The following is a 23,523-nucleotide window of genomic DNA, read 5'->3' as shown; positions in this document are numbered from 1 at the left end:
AAGAGGAGTGAGCGATGCTTTATGCAATCCTTTGTTACGCCCATGAGGAAACCGTCTTCGCCTGGACCAAGGAGGAAGAAGCTGCCGTCATGGAGAAACTCTACGCCGTGCAGGAGCCGCTTGCCGCATCCGGCAAGCTCGGCCCTGTCGGCCGGCTGATGCCGACGACGGCTGCGACCACGGTGCGCAAGGGCAAGGACGAGCCCTTGGTCATCGATGGGCCTTTTGCGGAAACGAAGGAGGCGCTTCTCGGCTTCTATGTGGTCGACTTTGAAACGCTCGATGAGGCGATCGCCTTCTCGAAGCAGCTTTCATCCGTCAATCCAGGTTCCACCTCTTACGAAATTCGGCCTTTCTACGTCTTCAGGCCCGGAGATGCTTCATCATGACAGACATTGCCTGGATCGACCTCGCGCTTGCATCGGCCCGCCCGAAGGCGCTCGGCGCGCTGCTGCGCTATTTCCGCAATCTCGATACCGCGGAAGAGGCGTTTCAGGAAGCGTGTCTGAGGGCGATCCGGACATGGCCGGAGAAAGGGCCACCGCGCGATCCCACAGCCTGGCTCATCTTCGTCGGCCGCAACAGCGGCATCGATTCGGTGCGCAAACGGGCGAAGATCCAGGCTCTGCCGGATGAGGACGTCATCTCCGATACCGAGGATGCCGAAAGCGACATCGTCGAGCGGCTGGACGATTCCAACTATCGCGACGATATTCTGCGGCTGCTGTTCATCTGCTGCCATCCCGATCTACCCGCGACCCAGCAGATCGCGCTGGCGCTGCGCATCGTCTCCGGCCTTTCGGTGCCGCAGATCGCGCGTGCCTTCCTGGTTTCCGAGAGCGCCATGGAACAGCGCATCACCCGGGCCAAGGCGCGCGTCGCCAAGGCCGGCGTGCCTTTCGAAACGCCGAGCCCGCAGGAGAGGGCCGAACGGCTCTCGATCGTCAGCACGATGATCTACCTGATCTTCAACGAGGGCTATAGCCAGGCCGATCCCCGGCATGAGGCGGCTGCCTTCAGCGACGAGGCGATCCGGCTAGCTCGGTTGATGCTGCATATCTTCCCTTCGGAACCGGAGTTGATGGGGCTGCTTGCGCTCATGCTGCTGCAGATCTCGCGCCGGCCGGCGCGCTTCAACGCCGGAGACGAGATCGTGCTGCTCGAAGATCAGGACCGCTCGCTCTGGAACAGACCCTTCATCAATGAGGCCATAGCGCTGCTCGACAAGGCGCTGCGCCATCGGCAGCCCGCTCCTTATCAGATTCAGGCGGCCATCGCCGCTGTTCACTCCCGCGCAAAACGCGCCGAGGATACAGACTGGGTGGAGATTGATCTGCTCTATCGCGCGCTGGAGCGTCTCCAGCCGTCTCCGGTCGTCACGCTCAACCGGGCCGTCGTCGTCTCCAAGCTCCAGGGTGCGCAGGATGCGCTCGACCTCATCGATCCGCTTGGCGAAAAACTCGGCGGCTATTTCTACTATCACGGCTTGCGGGGCGGGCTGCTGAAGCAGCTTGGCTTGACCAGCCAAGCGCGCGAAGCCTTCGACCGCGCCATTGCACTCGCCCATTCGGCGGCAGAGGCAGCCCATATCCGCCGGCAGATCGACAAGATGCAGGAAGATGCCACGCAGCCGATCGCAAAATAAATTGCGAAGAAGCCGGCGGGCTGTCGGAACGGCGAACTTCGACACGTCCTTGTAACAACCTGACAGGAAACAGGTTTCATTCAAATGGAGAGATGTCGACATGACCGCCAGCACGCAACATGAACTCGTCCTCGTTCGCGAATTCGATGCGCCGCGCGAGAAGATCTACAGAGCATGGACCGATCCTGATCTGCTGAAGCAATGGTTCGTGCCGCGTCCCTGGGGTGTGACGGAAGCGACGCTCGACGTCCGCCCCGGCGGTTCCAGCGTCATCGTCATGCATGACCCCGAGGGCAATCAGTACCCAAACCGCGGCGTCTATCTCGAGATCATCGAGAACGAGAAGATCGTCTTCACCGATGCCTATACCAGCGCCTGGGTGCCTTCCGAGAAACCTTTCTTCACAGGCGTCATCCTGCTCGAAGATCTCGGCAACGGTCGCACGAAATATACGGCCAAGGCGCTGCACTGGCGCGCGGAGGACAAGGAAGCACACGAGAAGATGGGTTTCCACGAAGGATGGGGCAAGGCTGCGGACCAACTGGCGGAGCTGCTGGCGAAGATGTGAGGGGTAGCGGGGCCGCCCCGCGCGGCCCTTTTTGTCATCTGCCGTGTGAAGTCATTCGAGAGATGATTCCGCTCGCCCCTTGAAGTGCCTGATCCGGAATCGAAATTGGTGATCAGCGGTCTCTCCAGGTGCCGTTTGGCGCGACGTGTGCCAATCTTCCGCCATGAAGGGTTATGTCTATATTCTCGCATCGAAGCGCAACGGCACGCTCTATGTTGGCGTGACGCGCGATCTGGCAGGGCGTTTGTACGAACACCAGAATGAACTGACGCCGGGCTTTACGTCGAGATATGGCGTCAAGATTTTAGTGTGGTTCGAGGAATACGACCTCCTGACGACCGCGATCACGCGTGAGAAAACGATCAAGAAATGGCCGCGGCAGTGGAAGCTCAATCTCATCGAGAGGGAGAATCCCGAATGGGAGATATCTCGTTTCATCTTTTGGGTTTGTGAGAAGATGAGTCTCTCGTCGCGCGGACGCGCGACGGCTGGATTCCTGTGGCAAGCACAGGAATGAGGGAGTTCTTGGTGTTTGTGGAATTCAACAACAATCGCCTACCCAATATGATGATAATACCTTGAATGATAACAGATATTAGTGGCGGAGTGCATACCTCTTACTCCCTCATTCCTGTGCTTGTCACAGGAATCCAGCAGCGCCGTGTCCACGGCGCAAAGACTCTTTGCCGTCTCGCGATGAAGTCCATCAACCGTCCGAAACACAACGCCGCCCATCGAAATTCTCGAACATTCCGTTCCAGAATTTGTATTTGCGCCCTATCCCCGGCATCCTTATCTCAGCCGAGAATTCAACAGGATGCCGATGATGGAACTGGGGCTTTACACATTCGCCGACGTCAATCCCAACCCTTCCCGCAGCAAGGGCGCGGAAGCGGCCGAACGGCTGAAGCATCTTATCGAGGAAATCGAGCTTGCCGATCAGGTGGGGCTCGACGTCTTCGGCCTCGGCGAGCATCACCGGCCGGATTATGCGGCGTCTGCTCCGGCGGTCGTGCTGGCGGCGGCTGCCGTCAAGACCAGGAATATCCGGCTGACCAGTGCGGTCACCGTGCTCTCCTCCGATGATCCGGTGCGTGTCTTCCAGCAGTTTTCGACACTCGACCTGATCTCCAACGGCCGCGCCGAAATCATGGCGGGGCGTGGCTCCTTCATCGAGTCCTTCCCGCTGTTCGGCTATAATCTCGAAGATTACGACCAGCTTTTCGAGGAGAAGCTCGATCTGCTGCTGGCGCTGCGCGACAGCGAGGTTGTGGAGTGGAAGGGTGAACTTCGCGCGCCGATCAACGGGCGCGGCGTCTATCCCAGGCCTTTGCAGGATCCGTTGCCGTTGTGGGTTGCGGTCGGCGGTACGCCGCAGTCGGTGGCGCGCGCCGGCGCGCTGGGCCTGCCGGTGGCACTGGCGATCATCGGCGGTGAGCCGCGCCGTTTTGCGCCGCTCTTCGATCTCTACCGCGAGGCGGCGCGCCGGGCAGGGCAGGATCCAGCGAAGCTGAAGACCAGCATCAACGTCCATGGCTTCATCGCCGATACGACGGAGGCGGCGGCCAACCAGTTCTATGGGCCTCAAGCCGAGGTGATGAACCGTATCGGCCGCGAGCGCGGCTGGGGACCGACGAACCGGGCGCATTTCGACATGTCGCGTGGGCCGAACGGCGCGCTCTTCGTCGGTGATCCTGAGGCGGTCGCCGAAAAGATCATCGCCCATCATGCACTCTTCAAGAACGACCGCTTCCTGCTGCAGATGGCGATCGGCCTGATGCCGCATGCCGAGATCATGCGCGGCATCGAGCTTTACGGCACGAAAGTCGCGCCGATCGTCAGAAAGGCATTGACTGAAAGGAGCGAAGAGGCGAAAGCCACGGCCTGACGAGCGCATAACGTCGAACATCGGAATCGATTTTCGAAAAAGGATTGTGCGCCACTTCAACGTGATGAGCGTCCTTCGCGCGTCCTGTCGAACGCGCGGCGCTCTGAGGCGGCCGCGGCCGTCCTGCGCAAGGCCGGAACAGACGAATGGTTATCGCAAACGACGACGAACTGGTAAAGCTCAAGGAGATCGGTCGCATCTGCGCCAACGCCATACAGGTGATGGCGGCGGCAATGGAACCCGGCATGACGACGCTGGAACTCGACCAGATCGGCCGCAAAGTGCTCGACGATTCGGGCGCGCGTTCGGCGCCGGAGTTCTGCTACCAGTTTCCCGGCGCCACCTGCATCAGCATCAATGAGGAAATCGCCCACGGTATTCCCGGCCCGCGCGTCATCCGCGCCGGCGATCTCATCAATATCGACGTCTCGGCGGAAAAGGATGGCTTCTTCGCCGATACCGGCGCCTCCTTCACCATGCCGCCGGTCAAGCCGAAGATCGAGCGGCTCTGCCGCGACGGCAAGCGGGCGCTTTGGATCGGGCTCAACCAGGTCAAATCGGGCGAGCCGCTTGCAAAGATCGGCACAGCCGTCGGCGCCTTTGCGCAGAAGAACCGCTATACGCTGGTCGCCAATCTGGCGAGCCACGGCGTCGGCCGCTCCCTGCATGAGGAGCCGGCCGAGCTCTCGACCTGGCCGGACCCTTCGGAAAAGCGGATGATGACGGAAGGTCTCGTCTTCACCGTCGAGCCGTTTCTCTCACTCGGCGCGACATGGGCCGAAGGCGGCGACGATGCCTGGACGCTCTATGCCGATCCGAAGGCGCCGACCGTGCAATACGAACACACGGTGGTGGCGACGCGCAACGGGCCGGTGATTCTGACCTTGCCGGATGAGCGGGCGTAGGGCGTTAGGGAGCGCCTCGCCCTTCAAGGTTTGCATCTCCACGACGCTTTGTAGGGTGCGCCCACTTCTCCTCCCTCATTCCTGTGCCTGTCACAGGAATCCAGCCACGGCGCGTCTGCGCCGTGAATGAATCAATACCTCAAGGGAAAGAGTCTCCCGCGCCCAAGGACTTGGGCGCTGGGTTCCTGTGACGAGCACAGGAATGAGGGAGGAGAGGTTAGCGCACTCGTCAACTCACCGAGCTTTGGTGGCCAGCCTCGCTCTTTAACCCCGCGTTCCCGGCCTGCCGCCTTGCAGGATTTCGGTGGCAGCGCGTTCGAGGATGCCGGCGATGCGGGCGGCTTCGGGTTTCGACCAGGGATAGCGCATCCGCATGGCCGAGCGCAGCAGCATGCGGGCGGCGCGGATATCACCACCGTCCTGCATGAAATCGCCGTCATCGCCTTCGTCGGCGCCGTGACGGTCGGTTTCGAAGACACGCTTCACCTGGGCCATCTTCTCGCCGATACGTTCCAGCTTGGCGAACGTATGCAGGATCATGGCGCGGTTTTCCTCGATGCGCCCGCGGCCGGCCTCGGTGATACGGTAGAGCTTCTTGGCGCCCTCCACCTCGACCTCGGCAAGGCCGGTTTCCTCGAGATAGGTCAGGGCGGGGTAGATGACGCCGGGGCTCGGCACGTAGAAGCCGCCGGACCGCTCCTCCAGCAACTTTATCAATTCATAGCCGTGGCGCGGCTGCTCAGCGAGCAGGGCCAGGATGACGAGCTGGAGATCGCCAGCCGCAAATTTGCGGCCCATGCGGAAATCTCCGCCGAACATGCCGCCTTTAAAACCTCTCATGGTCCTTCCTTTCATCGTTAGATGTATCGTTGACTATATCGTAAAACATATATCGTAAGATAATTGTTTTCAAGAGGGGGAGAAATTTTCCGACGTTTCGGGAAATTGATCGATCGATCAGAATTACTTGATTGTGATGCCGGTGCTGCAGCGCGATAAACACGGGCATGCTCGCCCGCACCCGAAACTCCCCACCGAACCTCGTCTCCACCGCCGCTGCCGGCGCCGTTGCCATGGCTGCTGCCATGGGCTTCGGGCGCTTCTCCTACACGCCGATCCTGCCCGGTATGATCAGCGGTGTGCCGCTTTCGGCGGCAGATGCCGGCTTCATCGCATCGGCGAATTTTGTCGGTTATCTCGTCGGCGCTGTGCTTGCCGCCTATGGCTGGGCGGCCGGACGGGAGCGGCTGGTGGCGCTGCTGTCGCTGCTGGCAACCGCGATCCTGCTTGCCGCCATGGCCGCCACCGATTCTGTCGCCGTCTTTGCCATCATTCGCTTCCTGGCCGGCATCGCCAGCGCTTTTGCGATGGTCTTCACCTCGTCGATCGTGCTCAGCCACGGGGCTGCCGCCGGCAACGACCATGTGCAGGCGGCACATTTCGGCGGGCCGGGGGCGGGTATTGCGCTTTCTTCGGTCATGGTGTTGCTGATCGGACTTGGCTTTCACGACGGGCCGGGCGGTTGGCGGGCCGACTGGATCGGCGGGGCGCTCTACTGCGCGGCAAGCCTCGTCGTCGTCTTCCTGCTATTGCCGTCGGCGCCGGCGCAATCGGCGCAGGCGGGCAGAGAGCCGCCGCTCATCTGGAGCCGGCCGATGGTGCTGCTGACGCTGTCTTACGGCCTGTTCGGTTTCGGCTACGTCATCACCGCGACCTTCCTCGTCACCATCGCACGTCTTTCTGCAACGGGACCCTTCGTCGAATTCCTCTGCTGGTTCATCGCCGGCCTGACGGCTGCGGTGGCGCTGTTTGCCTGGAAGCCTCTGGTCAGGCCGCTCGGGCTTGGCGGGGTCTATGTCGCAGCCCTTCTGGTCGAGGCCGCCGGGGTGTTTGCGACGGTGGCGCTACCGCCTTCCGTCGCACCGTTGATCGGCGGGGCGCTGTTCGGGGCGACGTTCCTGGCGATCACCGCTTACGGGTTGCAGATCGGCCGCAAGCTTTCGCCTGACAGTCCGCGGCGGATCCTGGCGATGATGACAGCCGCCTTCGGCGTTGGCCAGATCGGCGGGCCTGTTGTTGCCGGCTGGATCGCCGAGCGCACAGGCAGCTTCACCCTGCCCACGATGATCGCCGCCGTGGCACTTGTCGCCTGCGCAGCGCTGGTAATGCCGGTGATCAAGAAAATCGCTTAACCGGTTACATCTCCGTAACAATCGGCTGAACCCATTGCTGCTTCCTTGGAACTGCCTTAGTTTCCGGCACAATCAGTGTTGACGACACTCCCGAGACTCACAGTTCAGGAAAGCAAAGCCCCCCGTGTTTCATTCGTTTTTTCCCCGACCGAAGCTGTTTTTCACCTCCGCGGTCGCATGGACGCTCGCCTGCGTTTTCTTTTGGTATTTCGCAGGCATTGGCCTTTTGACCAATCTTGGCTTTCCTCCACTGTCGGAGGATGCACAGCCAGTCGGAGCCGCGTTCTTTGTCGCACCTACCAATTTGCTATTTTATCTATTTTTCATACTTTGCTCCGCTTTGTTCTGCGGTGTATGGCACGTCCTCGCCCACGCGCATCCTTGGAAAATATGGTCGGTCTGGGGATCGGCGCTGATTATTTTCATTACGTATTTCGGCGTTCAAATGGATGTGGCAATTAATGTTTGGCGAGGACCTTTCTTTGATCTTCTTCAAAATGCACTTGCCGGAAAACCGGGCATCACCAATGAGAACTTCTATTATTTGATCTTGAAGTTCTTGGAGATCGGTACGGTGGGCGTGATTGTGTCCGTGGCGTCTGCATTTCTCATCAACCACTATGTGTTGAGATGGCGCGTGGCGATGAACGATTTCTACATGTCGAAGTGGCAGAAACTTCGTCATATCGAAGGAGCGTCGCAGCGTGTCCAGGAAGACACGATGCGGTTTGCAAACATCATCGAAGGCCTCGGCGTCAGCCTCATCGGCTCGGTCATGACGCTTATCGTCTTCCTGCCAATCCTGTCAGCGCTATCGGCCCATGTAACCGATCTTCCAATCCTTGGAGCGGTTCCGAATTCCCTCGTCTGGCTCGCGCTTGGTTGGTCGGTATTAGGCACCGTCCTCCTGGCTGTCGTCGGCGTAAAACTGCCAGGATTGAATTTTCGCAACCAACGTGTTGAGGCGGCTTATCGCAAAGAACTCGTCTACGGCGAAGATCATGAAGATAGAGCCCAACCGGTAACCGTCGCCGAGCTGTTCTCGAATGTCAGGCGAAACTATTTCCGTATGTATTTTCATTATCTTTATTTCAATGTTGCACGTTATTCATACGGGCAGCTTGATGCGATATTTCTTTATTTCGTTTTGGTGCCGACGTTCGTCGCGCATAAGATCACGCTTGGGATATGGCAGCAGATTGCTACCGCTTTTGGCCAGGTCAGCAATTCGTTCCAATACCTCGTGAGTTCCTGGACGACGATCATCGAACTACTCTCCATCCACAAACGCCTCCAGGCCTTCGAAGCGGCAATCGACGACGAGCCGCTGCCTGAGATCGACCAGCGCTATCTGGAGCGTGAGGCGGGTATTGTTCACGCCGACGGCTGATGGAGCGGGGGTATTCTGCGAGCGATCGGAAGGTTCGCGTCGGCGGCACCCGTCCGCCCTGTCGGGCACCGAGCGGGGTCGAGCCACAGGTCTCGACCCGTCCTTCGGACCTCCGGTGGGTAGAATGGGGAATCGCAGCGTCGCAACGAATCTCTTCTCCCCAGCGGGGAGAAGATGCCGGCAGGTAGATGAGGGGGCGGCACGGCATGCCGTCTCGTTCAAGGAAATCTGGAGACACCTTGCCGTCTCTACAGCATTTCCATAGCCGCCATCAAAGACCTGACGTCTGCAGTTTCCCGCGGGCTTCGATCATCGGGATCGCTTCCGAATAGCTGACGCAGGCGACGTCGGTGCGGTGGCAGACGTCGCTGACCAAACGGTCGAGCGCCCGCCAATAGGCGCCGCCGTTCATTTCGACGAAGTGGAAACCGAGCTGTAGCGGGATGCGGTTGCCGGCATATTGCTTGTCGAAAGCTTCCTTGAAGGCGGCATAGGCGCGATCCTCGAATTCCGCGGAATCGGCCGTGTCTTCCTCGCCCTTGGAATGGCGGACGAAGAGATTGTAGTCCATGCCGATGATTGGCTTTTCGCTCGGGCCTTCGGGGATGAGCGGCAGGCCGAAGCGGATGATGCCGTCTTCTTCGACAGGCATGGCAGGGCCTTTGGTGACGAGGCTCGCGTCATAGCTGAAGCCTGCCTTCTTTTCGGCGGCGATCATGTCGGCGCCCGCAGTTGCCGAGAGATAGGGGGCGCGAAAGCCCTTGATGCCGTGATCAACCAAATCCTGCCAGCCGGCCGGCGCCTGGAGGCCGACACTCTTCCAGGCATTCTCAAGCGTCGCGTGGAAGGTGGCGTATTCGGCCGACCAGTCGGCCTCGCTCCAGAGGCGGCCGTCGAAATGGCCGCAGGCATGGCTCGATATGTCGTGTCCTTCGAGATGGGCGTGCCAGATATTGCCGAGGCGCTCGCGGATCTCGTCGTCACTCTGGGCGAAGCCGACGTTGGATTTTCCGCGTTTCTGGTGCGGCGCCTGATAGGCCCTCTTCGCCGCCTCGTTCATCAGGAAAGTGCAGGAAAGGAAATAGGTGAAATGGGCGCCGTTTTTCGCCGCCATTTCGCGGCTCTTCAGCCAGAGTGCGTTGTCGTGGGCGCCGTCGAAGGAAATGATGACGAGCTGTTTCGGCCGGTCGGCTGCCTCTGCCATTGCCGGAATGAGGAGCGAAACAGAAAGGCAGGCGGAGAGGAGGGAACGAGACATGGGCACCGCGACAATTTGTTCGCGGTTTCCCTCCGACAGAATTGCGGCGAAGCTGCGGTCGCGCTGGCATTTTTTCGCGCCAGGCTCTAAGCCATGACAAACGGCACGGAAGGGATCCGCAATGACATTGCTTATCGTCGGCATCATACTTTTTCTCGGGGTGCATTTGGTGCGGGTGCTGTTGCCGGACTTTCGCCGCTCGATGATCGCAAGCCTCGGCGAGAAGGGCTGGCGGGCGGCCTATTCCATTGCCAGCATCGCCACGCTGATCCTGTTGATCTACGGCTTCGGGCAGGCGCGGCAGGTGACCGGAATGCTCTACAATCCACCGGTCTGGATGGCGCATATAGCAATCACGCTGATGCTGATCGCGATGATCTGTCTCGTCGCCTCGCTGCTGCCGGCGGGGCATATCGCGACCAAGACCAAACATCCGATGGTGCTGTCGGTGAAGATCTGGGCGCTGGCGCACCTGCTCGCCAATGGTGAGACGTCGTCGGTCCTGCTGTTTGCCGCCTTTCTCGCCTGGGGCGTCATCCTGCGCATTTCCCTGAAACGGCGGCAGCGGGCGGGCGAGATCACGCTCCGGCCGTTCGTCTCGGCCAAATACGACCTCTATGCCATCATCATCGGCATCGTCGTCTGGGCGCTGATCATCTGGAAGCTGCACGAATGGTTGATCGGCGTTTCGCCGCTCGTCATCTGACCCGCGCATAACCCCAAAAATCGATTCCGATTTTTGGAAGGATTATACGCGGATTCAAAGTGTTAGAGCGTCCTGTTGGACGCTCGGTGCTTTAGAGCGGTTCAGCTTTCATGGAAGCTCAGAACCGCTCTAACCTTTTGTTTTTATACAATTCCCGGCAAAAGCACTTCGCGCTTTGCGTGGGAAACCCGCTTCGCACTTTTCCTGGAATTGCTCTAATCTTTCGCATCCCCCTTACAACGGCGGCAAAATGGAGTAGAAGGCCCGACAATATGCGTTTTGCATGGTTATGGGTATTTCCGCGGCCGGAGACGAGAATGGCATTCAACGACGACAGCTTCATCCGTGAAGTCAATGAGGAATTGCGGTCTGACCAGATGAAGGGCGTCTGGCGCCGGTTCGGCCGCTATATCATCGTCGTCGCCATTCTGATCGTCGCCGGCACAGCCGGCAAGGTTCTCTATGACTATTGGGACGACAACCGCTCCTCCGGCACCGGCGATCAGTTCCTGGCAGCGATGAAGCTTGCCGACGAGAACAAGAACGACGAGGCGCTGGCCGCGCTCGACAAGCTCGAGAAGGAAGGCCATGGCGCATACCCGGTGCTGGCGCGGATGCGGGCCGCGACCGTCCAGGTGCAGAAGGGCGATACCGCCGCGGCAATCACCGCCTTCAACGAGATCGGCAAGGACAATGCCGTTCCGGCTGCCGTGCGCGATGCCGCCAAGATGCGCGCCGGCTGGTTGCTCATCGAGAACGGCACTTACGAACAGGTTTCGGCGGCGATCGAGGAAATGGCCGTTCCGGGCAACGCCTTCCGTCATTCGGCGCGCGAGGCACTCGGCCTTGCCGCTTACAAAGCCGGCAACATGGCGCAGGCGCGGCAGTGGTTCCAGTCGATCGTCGACGATACCGACAGCCCGCGCAATGTTGCCAATCGCGCCCATATGATGCTTGATCTGATTACCGCATCCGGCAAGGCGCCCGCCGCTCAGGGCTGATCGCGTTAAGGACAAGATATGAGTTTCACGGTCGCCATCGTCGGTCGTCCGAATGTCGGCAAGTCGACACTTTTCAACCGGCTGGTGGGCAAAAAGCTGGCGCTTGTCGATGACACGCCGGGTGTTACCCGTGACCGCCGGCCGGGCGATGCTCGGCTAATGGGCCTGACTTTCACGATCATCGACACGGCCGGTCTGGAAGAGGCCGACGCGGAAAGCCTGCAGGGGCGGATGCGGGCACAGACGGAAGCGGCAATCGACGAGGCGGATCTTTCGCTTTTCGTCGTCGACGCCAAGAGCGGATTGACGCCTGTCGATACCGACCTTGCCGAAATGCTGCGCCGGCGCGGCAAGCCGGTGGTGCTTGTCGCCAACAAGTCCGAAGCGCGCGGTTCCGACAGCGGCTTCTATGACGCCTACACGCTCGGGCTCGGTGAGCCGACGCCGATTTCGGCCGAACATGGGCAGGGCATGCTCGACTTGCGCGATGCGATCGTTGCGGCAATCGGCGAGGACCGGGCCTATCCCACCAAGGAGGATGTCGCCGTCACCGACGTCGACATTCCGCAGACGGAAGGCGAAGACAGCGACGCGGACGAAGAGCCAGCCTATGACGAGACGAAGCCGCTCAGAGTGGCGATCGTCGGCCGGCCGAATGCCGGCAAGTCGACGCTGATCAATCGCTTCCTCGGCGAGGACCGGCTGCTGACGGGACCGGAAGCGGGCATCACCCGCGATTCCATCTCGGTCGAATGGGACTGGCGCGGCCGCACCATCAAGATGTTCGACACGGCCGGCATGCGCCGCAAGGCACGGGTGATCGAGAAGCTGGAAAAGCTTTCGGTGGCCGATGCGCTGCGCGCCATCCGTTTCGCCGAAACCGTCGTCATCGTCTTCGATGCGACGATCCCCTTCGAAAAGCAGGATCTGCAGATCGTCGACCTCGTGCTGCGCGAAGGCCGTGCCGCCGTGCTCGCCTTCAACAAATGGGACATGATCGAAGATCGGCAGGCGGTGCTTGCGGATCTGCGCGAAAAGACCGACCGGCTGCTGCCGCAGGCGCGCGGCATCCGCGCCGTGCCGATCTCCGGCCAGACCGGCTGGGGGCTCGACAAGCTGATGCAGGCGATCATCGATACTGACAAGGTCTGGAACAAGCGTATCTCGACGGCGCGGCTCAACCGCTGGCTGGAGACGCAGCAGATCCAGCATCCGCCACCGGCCGTTTCGGGCCGCCGCATCAAGCTGAAATATATGACGCAGGTCAAGGCCCGCCCGCCGGCCTTCATGATCTCCTGCACCCGGTCGGATGCGCTGCCGGAATCTTATACACGCTATCTGATCAACGGGTTGCGCGCGGATTTCGACATGCCGAGCGTGCCGATTCGCATCCACTTCCGCTCGCCTGAAAATCCGTTCGAAGGCAAGAAGAGGCGGACGTAGGGCTGGGGTTGGCGCTGATTGGTAGCGTTTTGTGGAGTTTGGGTGTGCCGCGTGGCAACCGCCCTCTGCCCTGTCGGGCATCTCCCCCACAAGGGGGAGATCGGCAGGAGGCGAACGCTCAACGCTCTCTATCGGTGTTCTGATCGCCAAACGGTAATTGTTTGGGAAGCCGAACGTCCATCTGATCTCCCCACCTGTGGGGGCCGAAGGACGGGTCGAGACCCGTGGCTCGACCCCCAGGCCCCGGCAGGGCAGAGGGGATACCACAAGCACTGTGATACCAGTCCGGTTAGCAGCTAAACCACGCTTCGATTCAGCGCTTCACGCAGCGCCACGATCTCGGCCTGGAGGCGGGTGAGGTCGACTGCATCGCGACCGCTGGCAGCGGCGATGCAGCCCGGGATGCCGATCGCCTTTTCCTTCAGGCGAATGCCTTCTTCGCTCAGGCGGATGACGACGACGCGTTCGTCCTCCCGGCTGCGTTCGCGTCTGACATAACCAGCGGTTTCCAGGCGTTTGAGCAGCGGGGTCAGCGTGCTCGATTCGAGGAAGAGTTTTTCACCCAAGCCGCCGACGGTCTGGCCGTCCTGTTCCCAGAGCGAAACCATCGCCAGATATTGCGGATAGGTGAGGCCGAGCGTGTCGAGCAGCGGCTTGTAGACGCGGTTCAGTGCGTGGCTTGCCGTATAGACGGCGAAGCAGATGAAGTTGTTGAGCTTCAGCTGATCCTGCATGGGATATCTCCAAAACTGACAGAACTTATATCGTGCGATAAATAATCGTAAGCGCCTTTTATGCATAGCAGGCATGCGAAGATTTAAATTGTCCGATAAAGAATCGTGCGCGATATAAAAGCTGTGTTCACGATGAACATCGAAACCGAGAGGACAAGACAATGTCGACCATCAAGACCACCGTTTCCGCAGCAGCACTGCTCGCAGCCTCCGCCGTTGGCGCACTTGCCGATCCGGTACTCGAACCGACAACGCAGAAATTCATCGACGGGCTTGCCGGCGGCAAGCCGATCTACACGCTGTCGCCGGCCGATGCCCGCAATGTCCTGGCCGGCGCGCAGAAGGGCGATGTGAAGAAGCTTGCTGCTAGGGGAGAGGACAAGGTCATCAAGGCTGGTCCGACAGGCAGCATCAAGCTGCGCATTGTCCGCCCGGAGCATGCCAAGGGCACGCTACCGGTCATTCTTTATTTCCATGGCGGCGGCTGGGTGCTGGGCGATGCGGATACGCATGACCGGCTGGTGCGCGAGATCGCCAACGGCGCCGATGCCGCCGTCGTCTTCGTCGACTACGAGCGCTCGCCGGAAGCCCGTTATCCCGTTGCCATCGAGCAGGCTTATGCTGCGACCAAATATGTCGCCGAGCATGCCAAGGAGTTCAAGGTCGATGCCTCCAGGCTCGCGGTCGCAGGCGATAGCGTCGGCGGCAACATGGCGGCGGTGGTGACGCTGCTTGCCAAGGAACGCAGCGGTCCTGCCATCGACCAGCAGGTGCTGTTCTACCCCGTCACCGACGCCAATTTCGACAATGGGTCCTACAACCAGTTCGCCGATGGGCCGTGGCTGACCAAGGAAGCGATGAAGTGGTTCTGGAACGCCTATCTGCCCGACGAGACCAAGCGCAAGGAGCCGACGGCCTCACCGCTGCAGGCGTCGCTGGAGCAGTTGAACGGCCTGCCGCCGGCGCTGGTCATCGTTGACGAAAACGACGTGCTGCGCGACGAGGGTGAGGCCTATGCCCGCAAGCTCAGCCAGGCCGGCGTCAAGGTCACGTCGATGCGATACAACGGCACGATCCACGATTTCGTGCTGCTGAACGCGATTGCCGAAACGCCTGCCGCGCGCAGCGCGATTGCGGTCGCGAACGACACGCTTCGCAGCGCCCTGCACAAGTAAAATCAATCAGTCTGCAGACGGGAGGGGCCCGGCGGTTTCGCCGGGCTTTCTGCTTCTTGGAAGCGATTTGGCAAACTGCCAGGCCTTCTTCCATTTCGGCGTGATGACGCCATTGGCGGCGCGGATATTGTTGATGAACTGCAGCGTCGCTGCTTCCCAGGAATATTGCATGGCGAGTTCACGCGCCTTGCCGCGCGAGGCTGAGAGGGCGGCAAGGCAGGCGGCCTGCAGGTTCTGGTCGAGCGCCCCGACCTCGCTGTCATCGCCAATGATGTCGAGCGGGCCGGTGACCGGATAGGCTGCGACCGGCACGCCCGATGCCAGTGCTTCGAGGATGGTGTTGCCGAAGGTATCGGTGAGCGAGGGAAAGACAAAGACGTCGGCCTGGGCATAGGTTTTCGCCAGGTCTTCGCCGAACTGCACGCCCGCGAAGAAGACGTCGGAATATTGCTTCTCGAGTTCGGCGCGCGCCGGGCCGTCGCCGACGACGACCTTGGAACCCGGCAGGTCGAGATCGAGGAAGGCCGGCAGGTTCTTTTCCAGCGCCACGCGGCCGACGGTCATGAAGATCGGACGCGCCAAGCCGAACGGGTTTTCCTCGAGCGCCATCGGACGGAACTGCGTGGCGTCGATGCCGCGGCTCCAGGGCATGAGGTTGCGGATGCCCTTTTCCGACAGTTCACGGGCAAGGCTCGGTGTCGCCACCATGCAGCCAGCGCCGCCATTGTGGAACCAGCGGACGAAGGAATAGAGCCAGCTCTTCGGTATCGGCAGGCGCGCGGAGACGTATTCCGGGAAGCGGGTGTGGTAGCTCGTCGAAAACGGCATGCGGTTCCTCAGGCACCAGCGGCGGGCGGTCAGCCCCAGCGGACCTTCGGTGGCAATATGCACGTAGGAGGGATTGTGCTTTTCGATCTCGCGGGCGATGCGGCGGTAATTGGCAATCGATAGGCGGATCTCGGGATAAGTCGGGCAGGGGATGCTGTTGAAGCGCTCCGGCGTCACCATCGAAACCTCGACGCCCATCTTCGCCAGTTCGCGGTTGGTGTTCTCGATCGAGCGAACGACGCCGTTGACCTGCGGGTGCCAGGCATCGGTGACGATCACCAGCCTTTCGGGCAGGTTTCCGGCGGCTGCGGCATTGGCCCAGCTCTCGCCGCTATAAGTGTTTGCCGGACGTTGCAGCATGTCACGATTTCCATCCGCGTCGCAGTGATATGCCAACGCTCAACCCCAAAGCGGGGTTCCGGAACGGCGATTCCCGCTTCTCTATTTTGAGGCATGACCATGATGGAAATATTACAGCCCATATTGCAAGGATTGCAGGGCTTTAGCGGCTCGATACCCGCGAATATGTCAGCGGTCGATCGCGGTTTTCATGCATAAAGAACGATGGCGCCGGTCGTGGACCGGCGCCGTTTGGGAGGTTAAGCGGCAGCGGAAGCCGAGCTTGCTGTCGGAACTTCCGAGATCGTCTTCAGAACCTGCGAAGCGATCTGGTAGGGGCAGCCCTGCGAGTTCGGGCGGCGGTCTTCTAGATAGCCCTTGTAGTCGTTCTTGACGAAGGAGTGCGGCACGCGGACCGAAGCACCACGGTCGGCAACGCCGTAGGAGAACTTGTTCCACGGTGCCGTTTCGTGTTTGCCGGTCAGGCGCTTGTCGTTGTCAGGACCGTAGACGCTGATGTGGTCCATCAGGTTCTTTTCGAACTGCGCCATCAGCGCTTCGAAATAGGCCTTGCCGCCGACTTCGCGCATGTACTTGGTCGAGAAGTTGCAATGCATGCCCGAGCCGTTCCAGTCGGTATCGCCGAGCGGCTTGCAGTGATACTCGATGTCGATGCCGTACTTTTCGGTCAGGCGCTGCAAGAGGTAGCGTGCCATCCAGATCTGGTCGGCGGCCTTCTTGGAGCCCTTGCCGAAAATCTGGAATTCCCACTGGCCCTTGGCCACTTCAGCATTGATGCCTTCGTGGTTGATGCCGGCAGCGAGGCAGAGGTCGAGATGCTCTTCGACGATTTCGCGGGCAACGTCGCCGACGTTCGAATAGCCGACGCCGGTGTAGTACGGGCCCTGCGGAGCGGGGTAGCCCTGCTCAGGGAAGCCGAGCGGACGGCCGTTCTGGTAGAAGAAATATTCCTGCTCGAAGCCGAACCAGGCGTCTTCGTCGTCAAGGATGGTGGCGCGGGCATTCGATGCGTGCGGCGTGACGCCATCCGGCATCATGACTTCGCACATGACGAGAGCGCCGTTGGTACGGGCCGGGTCGGGATAGATGGCGACCGGCTTCAGCACGCAATCGGAGCTGCGGCCTTCGGCCTGCTGCGTCGAGGAGCCGTCAAAGCCCCAGAGCGGAAGCTGTTCCAGCGTCGGGAATACGTCGAATTCCTTGATCTGCGTCTTGCCACGCAGGTTCGGTACCGGAGTGTACCCATCGAGCCAAATATACTCGAGCTTATATTTTGTCATCGTGACTCTCTCAATGCTACGAAGGTGAGCAAATCCGGAGGTGATCTCGGCGCGCAAGCGCATCCGATCGCCAGGGATGACGCTATAAAAGCACGTAGCGTGCCAGTTTTGGCGCCACGCGAAAGAAAAATCGCGAATCAGCGTACCGACCGATTTTTCCCCTTTTGGAAAATCGGGCTGTTTTTAACGCTCGCAGGCGGTATCGCCCATCAAAACGCACTTTTCCCGTCTGGTACCGGATGAAAATTGCGGCGTTAAGCTGAAATGATGAAGTGTTAAACAAATTGGCGGAAGCTTTTAGCCGAGACGGGATACCGACCGATTACAATTGTAACATTGCCCTTATTTTATGCAATTTGCATAAACTATGTGCATTGTGCTATGTAGATGGTCCTGAAATGTTGATGCGCCGAACTGAATGGAGGCGATCTCATGCCCACCGGTTTCCATCGTGAATCCGCGACGATCTACCAGTTTCCCGCTAAGGCGATACGAAACGCCAACCGGTTCGAACGCGCCAAGCTGATGGAGCGCGAGGCAGCAGCCGTCTGCGATGCTGCGCTCGACAGCTGCTGGTACCATGACGAGGCAGTTCGCGAGTCCGATCGACCGACGAAGTCCTGATTTCCCCTGGCAGCGGGGCACACGATGCCGATAAGGCAGGGAGCGCCTACACATGGCGTTCAGACTGCGTCACCATGGGCGGCGTAAAAGCATGTTGCGCTAAGCGAATCTGAAAGACCGCGCCGCTTTAGTCGCGGTCCAATCCAAGCTTTTCCCTTACGACCAATGCACCATGTTCGCTGACGACGCGGGCAGCAACCTTTGCTGCGAAGCGGGTGGCGGCAGGCGCATCGCCTGCTTCGAGATATCGTGCGAGAAAGGCGCCGTTGAAGCTGTCGCCGGCGCTGGTTGTGTCGACCACCTTCTCCACTTTTTCGGCCGGAACGAAGGTTTGCTCGCCGGCAAAATTCATCGTGACACCGTCAGCGCCGTTCTTGACGACGATATCGACGGCACCCAGTGCGCGATAGCGATGGATCGTCGCCTCGATGGAATCATCGCCGAAATGGGCCGCCTCGTCGTCGAAGCTCGGCATGACGAGCACGGAGGAGCGGGCGCCTTCGCTGATCGTCGTGTGCATCACGTCGTAGCTCGACCAGAGGCGCGGGCGGATGTTCGGATCGAAGACGACGAGCTTGCCGGCGGCCTTGGCGCGACGGACTTCTGCAAGCAAAGTCTCGGCATCCTCCTGGGGCAGAATGGCAAGGGTGATGCCGGAGAAATAGATGACGGCAGCGCTCTCCACCGCCTCGCGCAGGCGGTCCGGATCAGCCGCCAGGCTGCGGGCAGCCGAGCTGTCGCGCCAGTAGCTGAAGGAACGTTCGCCGTTCTTCAGATTGATCATATAGAGGCCGGGCGTCCTGCCCTTGATGCGGCGGATGAGGCTCGTGCCGATGCCTGATGTGTCGATGAAGGCCAGCATCTCGTCCGACATGGCGTCGTCACCGAGGGCGGTGAAGTAGTCGACCGACCAGTCGGCGGCAAGGCAGGCGCGGGCATACCAGGCGGTATTGAAGGTATCGCCGGCAAAGCCCTTGCGCAGCAGACCATCGCCTGCCTGCGAGAGTTCCACCATGCATTCACCGATCGATAGAAACCGTCTGCTCACCTTGTCCTCCCGGCATTTGGAGTCCCGCGTGTCCAACAGGACGCGCTAGTCTTCATTCGCTGATACGCGGAGCCGGGCGGAGTGACAAGCGTCGATATCACCAGATATGTAAACCCGCCTTCACGGACGAGGCGAAGGCGGGCTCTTATTATCTATTCGTGGATGGTGTAGCTGCCCATCGCGCAAAGATCCTGCGTATCTTCGGTGGTTTCGAGGTTTGAACCTTCCTCGAATTCGAAGCGCATGTCGTATTTGCAGACGGTGCGGCCGTCGGCGATGGTGATATCCATGGTTTCGTCCGGATCGAGAACGTTCTCGCCGAAGACGTCTTCTTCCCAGTCGTCGACGCCGGTCGGCGAGCTGTAGAAGTGCGTCAGGACGGAGTTCGTTCCGTTGATGAGCTTGAACGTCAGATCTTCGGCATGCGATGAAACCGCGGAGACGGCAATCATGGCCGCGGTAAGTGCGATTACACCTGATATTTCGATTTCATATATGCGTTCCCCTGGCTTGCGATTAGGCCGAAATGGGATAACACATGCTTATAAAAGCTTTCTTATTGGGGTCTTTAGACCCAAAATAAGTCTGCTTCGCCCGAAACGGATGGCGCACTGGGTATCCTTATGAGGTGACGGCCGCTTGCGCGACCGTCGTTCCATTCATGGCCTGTCCATATGATAACAGGCGGCCTTCTGGCCGGGGCGGACCTCCTCTGTCGGCGGCATTTCGGTGCGACAGATGTCGGTCGCCTTCCAGCAGCGCGGTGAGAAGACGCAGCCTTTCGGCGGGTTGAGCGGTGAGGGCGGGTCACCCTGCAGGCGGATGCGGGTGCGCAGGCGCGCAAGCTTCGGATCCGGGATCGGCGCAGCGGAGAAGAGCGCCTGCGTATAGGGATGGGCGGGATGATCGAAGACGGTGGCGCAGTCGCCGGCTTCCACCACCCTGCCGAGATAGAGCACCAGCACATCGTCTGAGATCAGGCGCACGACGGAGAGGTCATGGCTGATGAAGATCAGCGTCAGGCCGAATTCCTTGCGCAGCTTGCGCAGAAGCGTAATGACCTGACCCTGGATCGAGACGTCGAGGGCCGAAACCGGCTCATCGCAGATGATGAGCTTCGGTTTGGTGACGACCGCACGGGCGATGCCAATGCGTTGCGCCTGGCCGCCGGAGAATTCGTGCGGATAGCGGTTGATCATTTCCGGCACCAGGCCGACGGCGGTCATGATCTCGCGGACACGCTCGGTGCGCTCGGCCCTTGATAGCTTCGGCTCGAAGACGGTAAGCGGCTCGGCGATGATGTCTCCAACAGTCATGCGTGGGTCGAGTGAAGCGATCGGGTCCTGGAAGATGATCTGCATGTCGCGGCGGGCGGCGCGCATCTCCTCGTCCGTGAGGTCGAGCAGGTTGCGGCCCTGCCAGAGGATGCGGCCCTTCTGCGACTTCAACAGCCGCAGGATGGAGCGGCCGAGCGTGGACTTGCCGCAGCCGGATTCACCGACGATGCCGAGCGTGCGGCCTTCGCTGAGGTCGAAGCTGACATTGTTGACGGCGGTCAGGAAGATCGGCGGCTTGAAGAGGCCCTTCGCCGGCAGTTCGAATTGGGTCGTCAGGTTCTCGACCCTTAGAAGCGATCGTTCAGCCATGGTTCAGCAGCTCCTCGCGACGCGGGAAGGGGTGGTAACAGGCGGCGCAATGATGCGGCGCCAGCGTTTCGAGCGGCGGTGGTCGGTCGATGCAATCGTCCTGGACCTGCGAACAGCGCGGCGAGAAATTGCAGCCCTTCGGCAGGTGCTGCAGGTTCGGCGGACGGCCGGGGATGACGACGAGGTCGTCGACATCCTGGTCCGGTCGCGGGATCGAGGCATGCAGTGCTGCGGTATAGGGATGGGCCGGATTGTCGAAGAGTTCATCGACCGGCGCTTCCTCGACGATGCGACCGGCATACATGACGGCGACGCGGTCGGCGAGGCCGGCAACGACGCCGAGATCGTGGGTGATCATGATCAGCGCCGTGTTCATCTCCGCCGTCAGATCGTTGAAGAGGTCGAGGATCTGTGCCTGGATGGTGACGTCGAGGGCCGTTGTCGGTTCGTCGGCGATCAACAGCTTCGGCCGGGTGAGCAGCGCCATGGCGATGACGATGCGCTGTCGCATGCCGCCGGAGAGCTCATGCGGGTAGAGGTGGAAGCGTCGCGTCGGGTCGGGGATGCCAACGCGTTTCAGCATATCGAGTGCGGCGGCGGATGCGGCGCGCGCCGTCAGCCCGCCGTGAACCTCGAGCTGCTCCGTCAGCTGCCGGGAGATCTTCAGCGTTGGATTGAGCGCCGTCATCGGGTCCTGGAAGACCATCGCCATGTCTTTGCCGCGGATCTGGTCGAGCTCGCGCGGTTTCAGCGCCAGCACGTCCTTGCCTTCGAGCAGCGCCTGTCCCGTCGTTTTGCCGTTCTTGGCGAGCAGGCCCATGATGCCGAGGAAGGTCTGACTCTTGCCGGAGCCGGATTCGCCGACGATGGCGATGCGCTCGCCGCGCTTGACCGTCAGGTTCATGTTCGAGACCGCCTTCACTTCTCCATCCGGCGTCTTGAAGGTGATCGAGTAGTCTTTGAGTTCGAGGAGGGTATCCGTCATTTAACGATCCTTCGGGTCGAACGCGTCGCGCAGCCCGTCGCCGATGAAGAGCAGGCTGAGCAGCAGCGCCACAAGAAAGCTCGCCGGGAAGACCAGCAGCCACGGCATGCTTTCCATGGCATCGGTCCCCTCGGCGATCAGCGTGCCGAGCGAGGTCAGCGGTTCCTGCACGCCGAAGCCGAGATAGGAAAGGAAGCTTTCGGTGGCAATGATCTCAGGCACCGTCAGCGCCGCGAAAATCACCACCGGGCCGACGAGGTTCGGGATGATGTGCTTGATGATGATCTTGAACGGCCGCTGTCCGGATGCGCGGGCCGCTTCGATGAATTCGCGATGCTTGATCGACAGCGTCTGGCCACGCACGATGCGGGCCATCGTCAGCCATTCCAGCGCGCCGATGGCGGCAAACAGCAGATAGACGTTGCGGCCGAAGATCACCATCAGCAGGATGACGAAGAGGATATAGGGAAGCGCATACATGATATCGACGAAGCGCATCATGATCGCATCCAGCCTGCCGCCGATATAACCCGATACCGCACCGTAGAGCACGCCGATGAAGACGGAGACGACGGTCGCCGTCAGCGCCACCGCCAGCGAGACGCGGGTGCCGTAAAGGACGCGGGCGAGAAGGTCGCGGCCGTTCGGGTCGGTGCCGAAATAGTGGCCGGTTTCGATCGAGGGGGGTATGCGGAAAGCCGCCCAATCAGGATCCTCATAGTTGAAGGGAATGAACCAGGGGCCGATGAAGGCGACGAGGATCAAAAGCGTCAGGACGACGATCGACAGGACGGCCGCCTTGTTGCGCCCGAGGCGACGCAAGGCATCCTTGGTGAGCGAGCGGCTTTCGGGCGCAAGGCCTTCCGCCTCCAGCAGTTCCTGGGCGAGCAATTCTCGCTTTGCGGGGTTGAGGATCATCGGTTTCTCACTTTCGGATCGAGCCAGGCATAGGCGATATCGACGAGAAGGTTCAGGAACACGATCAGCACCATGTAGAAGATGACCGTGCCGAGAACCATGCCGTAATCGCGGTTCAGCGCTGCGTTGACGAAATAGCGGCCGATGCCGGGCAATCCGAAGATGCTCTCGACAACCAGCGAGCCGGTGAGAAGGTAACTTGCTGCTGGACCCAGATAGGAGACGACAGGCATCAGCGCAGGCTTCAGCGCGTGGCGCATGACCGTCAGGCGGGGGCCGATGCCTTTGGCCTTGGCGGTGCGAATGAAATTCTGATTCATCACCTCGATCATCGAGCCGCGCGTGATGCGCGAGATACGGCCGGCATGCGGCAGCGCCAGAACGACGATCGGCAGGATGAGGTATTTGATCGAGCCGTCACCCCAGCCGCCGACCGGAAACCACGCGAGATGGATGCCGAAGACGAGCTGCAGGATGGGCGCAATCAGGAAGTTCGGTAGCACGACGCCCACCAGAATGAGCGCGCCCAGAATATAATCCGGTGCCTTGTTCTGATAGAGCGCCCCGAGACAGCCGACGGCCACGCCGACAATGATGGCAATCAGGAAGGCAGCCGTACCGATGGTGAAGGTGTAGGGCAGACCGATCATGATCTGCTGGGCGACGGTGAAATCCTCACTCGCGAAGGAGGGGCCGAGATCGCCCCGGAGCAGGTCACCGACATAGATCAGGTACTGCTGGATGAGCGGCTTATCGAGATTGTAGTGGATCGCAAGGTTCTTCAAGATCACCGGCGGCAATGGCCTTTCGCCATCGAAAGGGCCGCCGGGGGCAAGGCGCAAAACAAAAAACGAGGCTGTCACGGCGATCCACATGACGGGGATCGTCGACAGCAGGCGACGGAGTGCGTATTTGATCATGATCGTGGG

23 protein-coding genes and 1 pseudogene are annotated in these 23,523 nt (G+C 60.5%); 13 read left to right on the top strand and 11 right to left on the bottom strand.

Annotated features, from left to right (window positions below):
• Positions 1-14 precede the first annotated feature (14 nt).
• The 6 genes and pseudogenes from AC245Y_RS16270 to map all read left to right on the top strand — a co-directional run bounded on the left by AC245Y_RS16270 (position 15) and on the right by map (position 5,006).
• Positions 15-389 carry a YciI family protein gene (locus AC245Y_RS16270; RefSeq protein WP_003561490.1) on the top strand — a complete coding sequence of 125 codons (375 nt, stop codon included), beginning with the start codon at positions 15-17 and terminating at the stop codon, positions 387-389.
• Positions 386-1,645, top strand: a complete 1,260-nt coding sequence (locus AC245Y_RS16265) for an RNA polymerase sigma factor (RefSeq protein WP_017994872.1) — start codon at positions 386-388, stop codon at positions 1,643-1,645. Before AC245Y_RS16270 ends, AC245Y_RS16265 begins: the two co-directional genes overlap by 4 nt.
• A 100-nt stretch (positions 1,646-1,745) precedes the next feature.
• Positions 1,746-2,213, top strand: coding sequence for an SRPBCC family protein (locus AC245Y_RS16260; protein WP_017994871.1), 468 nt, complete (start codon positions 1,746-1,748; stop codon positions 2,211-2,213).
• A gap of 163 nt (positions 2,214-2,376) precedes the next feature.
• Positions 2,377-2,666 (top strand): annotated as a pseudogene (locus AC245Y_RS16255) (GIY-YIG nuclease family protein).
• Between the two features lie 373 nt (positions 2,667-3,039).
• Entirely contained in the window at positions 3,040-4,101 is a 1,062-nt protein-coding gene (locus AC245Y_RS16250; RefSeq protein ID WP_026157446.1) for an LLM class flavin-dependent oxidoreductase, read from the top strand.
• 146 nt (positions 4,102-4,247) lie between these two features.
• The gene (map, locus tag AC245Y_RS16245) at positions 4,248-5,006 is read left to right on the top strand and encodes a type I methionyl aminopeptidase (RefSeq protein ID WP_017994869.1); all 759 of its coding nucleotides are present in this window, start codon (positions 4,248-4,250) and stop codon (positions 5,004-5,006) included.
• Positions 5,007-5,270: 264 nt separating this feature from the next.
• Here the strand turns inward: map and AC245Y_RS16240 are convergent, their stop codons facing one another.
• Positions 5,271-5,846 carry a PadR family transcriptional regulator gene (locus AC245Y_RS16240; RefSeq protein ID WP_017994868.1) on the bottom strand — a complete coding sequence of 192 codons (576 nt, stop codon included), beginning with the start codon at positions 5,844-5,846 and terminating at the stop codon, positions 5,271-5,273.
• Between the two features lie 167 nt (positions 5,847-6,013).
• Here AC245Y_RS16240 and AC245Y_RS16235 point away from each other — a divergent pair, with 167 nt between their 5' ends.
• Complete coding sequence (locus tag AC245Y_RS16235; protein WP_017994866.1) at positions 6,014-7,198, top strand: YbfB/YjiJ family MFS transporter; 1,185 nt, start codon at positions 6,014-6,016, stop codon at positions 7,196-7,198.
• Positions 7,199-7,322: 124 nt separating this feature from the next.
• Positions 7,323-8,588 (top strand): peptide antibiotic transporter SbmA, encoded by a 1,266-nt coding sequence (sbmA, locus tag AC245Y_RS16230; protein WP_017994865.1) that lies wholly within the window; start codon positions 7,323-7,325, stop codon positions 8,586-8,588.
• A 271-nt stretch (positions 8,589-8,859) separates the two neighbouring features.
• On the opposite strand, the gene AC245Y_RS16225 is transcribed toward sbmA, so the two are convergent.
• Positions 8,860-9,846 carry a polysaccharide deacetylase family protein gene (locus AC245Y_RS16225; RefSeq protein ID WP_026157445.1) on the bottom strand — a complete coding sequence of 329 codons (987 nt, stop codon included), beginning with the start codon at positions 9,844-9,846 and terminating at the stop codon, positions 8,860-8,862.
• A gap of 121 nt (positions 9,847-9,967) precedes the next feature.
• Here AC245Y_RS16225 and AC245Y_RS16220 point away from each other — a divergent pair, with 121 nt between their 5' ends.
• From AC245Y_RS16220 to der, 3 genes are all read left to right on the top strand, one after another.
• Positions 9,968-10,552 (top strand): NnrU family protein, encoded by a 585-nt coding sequence (locus tag AC245Y_RS16220; protein WP_017994863.1) that lies wholly within the window; start codon positions 9,968-9,970, stop codon positions 10,550-10,552.
• Between the two features lie 317 nt (positions 10,553-10,869).
• The gene (locus AC245Y_RS16215; RefSeq protein ID WP_017994862.1) at positions 10,870-11,553 is read left to right on the top strand and encodes a tetratricopeptide repeat protein; all 684 of its coding nucleotides are present in this window, start codon (positions 10,870-10,872) and stop codon (positions 11,551-11,553) included.
• Between the two features lie 18 nt (positions 11,554-11,571).
• Entirely contained in the window at positions 11,572-12,996 is a 1,425-nt protein-coding gene (gene der, locus AC245Y_RS16210; protein WP_012758524.1) for a ribosome biogenesis GTPase Der, read from the top strand.
• A 296-nt stretch (positions 12,997-13,292) separates the two neighbouring features.
• On the opposite strand, the gene AC245Y_RS16205 is transcribed toward der, so the two are convergent.
• On the bottom strand, positions 13,293-13,730 hold the full coding sequence (locus tag AC245Y_RS16205) for a MarR family winged helix-turn-helix transcriptional regulator (protein WP_012758523.1): 438 nt from the start codon (positions 13,728-13,730) through the stop codon (positions 13,293-13,295).
• 161 nt (positions 13,731-13,891) lie between these two features.
• Between AC245Y_RS16205 and AC245Y_RS16200 the strand changes: the two genes are divergently transcribed.
• Positions 13,892-14,905, top strand: coding sequence for an alpha/beta hydrolase (locus tag AC245Y_RS16200; protein WP_017994861.1), 1,014 nt, complete (start codon positions 13,892-13,894; stop codon positions 14,903-14,905).
• A gap of 6 nt (positions 14,906-14,911) precedes the next feature.
• Here AC245Y_RS16200 and AC245Y_RS16195 read toward each other — a convergent pair whose 3' ends face one another.
• Both AC245Y_RS16195 and AC245Y_RS16190 read right to left on the bottom strand, forming a co-directional pair.
• Entirely contained in the window at positions 14,912-16,093 is a 1,182-nt protein-coding gene (locus AC245Y_RS16195) for a glycosyltransferase family 4 protein (RefSeq protein ID WP_017994860.1), read from the bottom strand.
• A 239-nt stretch (positions 16,094-16,332) separates the two neighbouring features.
• Positions 16,333-17,373, bottom strand: coding sequence for a glutamine synthetase beta-grasp domain-containing protein (locus tag AC245Y_RS16190; RefSeq protein WP_012758520.1), 1,041 nt, complete (start codon positions 17,371-17,373; stop codon positions 16,333-16,335).
• A 432-nt stretch (positions 17,374-17,805) separates the two neighbouring features.
• Here AC245Y_RS16190 and gstI point away from each other — a divergent pair, with 432 nt between their 5' ends.
• On the top strand, positions 17,806-17,997 hold the full coding sequence (gstI, locus tag AC245Y_RS16185) for a glutamine synthetase translation inhibitor GstI (RefSeq protein ID WP_017994859.1): 192 nt from the start codon (positions 17,806-17,808) through the stop codon (positions 17,995-17,997).
• A 127-nt stretch (positions 17,998-18,124) separates the two neighbouring features.
• Here the strand turns inward: gstI and AC245Y_RS16180 are convergent, their stop codons facing one another.
• The 6 genes from AC245Y_RS16180 to AC245Y_RS16155 all read right to left on the bottom strand — a co-directional run bounded on the left by AC245Y_RS16180 (position 18,125) and on the right by AC245Y_RS16155 (position 23,514).
• Positions 18,125-19,045: a sugar kinase gene (locus AC245Y_RS16180; RefSeq protein ID WP_017994858.1), complete on the bottom strand. Its 921-nt coding sequence runs from the start codon at positions 19,043-19,045 to the stop codon at positions 18,125-18,127.
• Positions 19,046-19,197: 152 nt separating this feature from the next.
• A complete protein-coding gene (locus AC245Y_RS16175) occupies positions 19,198-19,497 on the bottom strand; it encodes a hypothetical protein (protein ID WP_017994857.1) in 300 nt (99 codons plus the stop codon).
• Between the two features lie 207 nt (positions 19,498-19,704).
• The gene (locus AC245Y_RS16170) at positions 19,705-20,691 is read right to left on the bottom strand and encodes an ABC transporter ATP-binding protein (RefSeq protein WP_017994856.1); all 987 of its coding nucleotides are present in this window, start codon (positions 20,689-20,691) and stop codon (positions 19,705-19,707) included.
• A complete protein-coding gene (locus AC245Y_RS16165) occupies positions 20,684-21,676 on the bottom strand; it encodes an ABC transporter ATP-binding protein (protein ID WP_012758515.1) in 993 nt (330 codons plus the stop codon). The genes AC245Y_RS16170 and AC245Y_RS16165 overlap by 8 nt, the downstream gene beginning before the upstream one ends.
• Complete coding sequence (locus tag AC245Y_RS16160; RefSeq protein WP_003561446.1) at positions 21,677-22,594, bottom strand: ABC transporter permease; 918 nt, start codon at positions 22,592-22,594, stop codon at positions 21,677-21,679.
• Positions 22,591-23,514: an ABC transporter permease subunit gene (locus AC245Y_RS16155; RefSeq protein WP_012758514.1), complete on the bottom strand. Its 924-nt coding sequence runs from the start codon at positions 23,512-23,514 to the stop codon at positions 22,591-22,593. The genes AC245Y_RS16160 and AC245Y_RS16155 overlap by 4 nt, the downstream gene beginning before the upstream one ends.
• Positions 23,515-23,523 lie beyond the last annotated feature (9 nt).

It is taken from the genome of Rhizobium sp. SRDI943 (genome assembly GCF_057653695.1).
The sequence above is the reverse complement of the archived record's forward strand: the minus strand, read 5'-3'. Positions and strand labels throughout refer to the sequence as shown.

Bases quoted from the DNA above. Each gene is read 5' to 3' on its own strand.
- map (WP_017994869.1), top strand. From the start codon at position 4,248: ATGGTTATCGCAAACGACGACGAACTGGTAAAGCTCAAGGAGATCGGT.
- AC245Y_RS16240 (WP_017994868.1), bottom strand. From the start codon at position 5,846: ATGAGAGGTTTTAAAGGCGGCATGTTCGGCGGAGATTTCCGCATGGGC.
- AC245Y_RS16270 (WP_003561490.1), top strand. From the start codon at position 15: ATGCTTTATGCAATCCTTTGTTACGCCCATGAGGAAACCGTCTTCGCC.
- AC245Y_RS16195 (WP_017994860.1), bottom strand. From the start codon at position 16,093: ATGCTGCAACGTCCGGCAAACACTTATAGCGGCGAGAGCTGGGCCAAT.
- gstI (WP_017994859.1), top strand. From the start codon at position 17,806: ATGCCCACCGGTTTCCATCGTGAATCCGCGACGATCTACCAGTTTCCC.
- AC245Y_RS16155 (WP_012758514.1), bottom strand. From the start codon at position 23,514: ATGATCAAATACGCACTCCGTCGCCTGCTGTCGACGATCCCCGTCATG.
- AC245Y_RS16205 (WP_012758523.1), bottom strand. From the start codon at position 13,730: ATGCAGGATCAGCTGAAGCTCAACAACTTCATCTGCTTCGCCGTCTAT.
- AC245Y_RS16250 (WP_026157446.1), top strand. From the start codon at position 3,040: ATGGAACTGGGGCTTTACACATTCGCCGACGTCAATCCCAACCCTTCC.
- AC245Y_RS16170 (WP_017994856.1), bottom strand. From the start codon at position 20,691: ATGGCTGAACGATCGCTTCTAAGGGTCGAGAACCTGACGACCCAATTC.
- AC245Y_RS16190 (WP_012758520.1), bottom strand. From the start codon at position 17,373: ATGACAAAATATAAGCTCGAGTATATTTGGCTCGATGGGTACACTCCG.
- AC245Y_RS16235 (WP_017994866.1), top strand. From the start codon at position 6,014: ATGCTCGCCCGCACCCGAAACTCCCCACCGAACCTCGTCTCCACCGCC.
- AC245Y_RS16175 (WP_017994857.1), bottom strand. From the start codon at position 19,497: ATGATTGCCGTCTCCGCGGTTTCATCGCATGCCGAAGATCTGACGTTC.
- AC245Y_RS16265 (WP_017994872.1), top strand. From the start codon at position 386: ATGACAGACATTGCCTGGATCGACCTCGCGCTTGCATCGGCCCGCCCG.
- AC245Y_RS16260 (WP_017994871.1), top strand. From the start codon at position 1,746: ATGACCGCCAGCACGCAACATGAACTCGTCCTCGTTCGCGAATTCGAT.
- AC245Y_RS16165 (WP_012758515.1), bottom strand. From the start codon at position 21,676: ATGACGGATACCCTCCTCGAACTCAAAGACTACTCGATCACCTTCAAG.
- AC245Y_RS16160 (WP_003561446.1), bottom strand. From the start codon at position 22,594: ATGATCCTCAACCCCGCAAAGCGAGAATTGCTCGCCCAGGAACTGCTG.
- AC245Y_RS16215 (WP_017994862.1), top strand. From the start codon at position 10,870: ATGGCATTCAACGACGACAGCTTCATCCGTGAAGTCAATGAGGAATTG.
- der (WP_012758524.1), top strand. From the start codon at position 11,572: ATGAGTTTCACGGTCGCCATCGTCGGTCGTCCGAATGTCGGCAAGTCG.
- AC245Y_RS16200 (WP_017994861.1), top strand. From the start codon at position 13,892: ATGTCGACCATCAAGACCACCGTTTCCGCAGCAGCACTGCTCGCAGCC.
- AC245Y_RS16220 (WP_017994863.1), top strand. From the start codon at position 9,968: ATGACATTGCTTATCGTCGGCATCATACTTTTTCTCGGGGTGCATTTG.
- AC245Y_RS16225 (WP_026157445.1), bottom strand. From the start codon at position 9,846: ATGTCTCGTTCCCTCCTCTCCGCCTGCCTTTCTGTTTCGCTCCTCATT.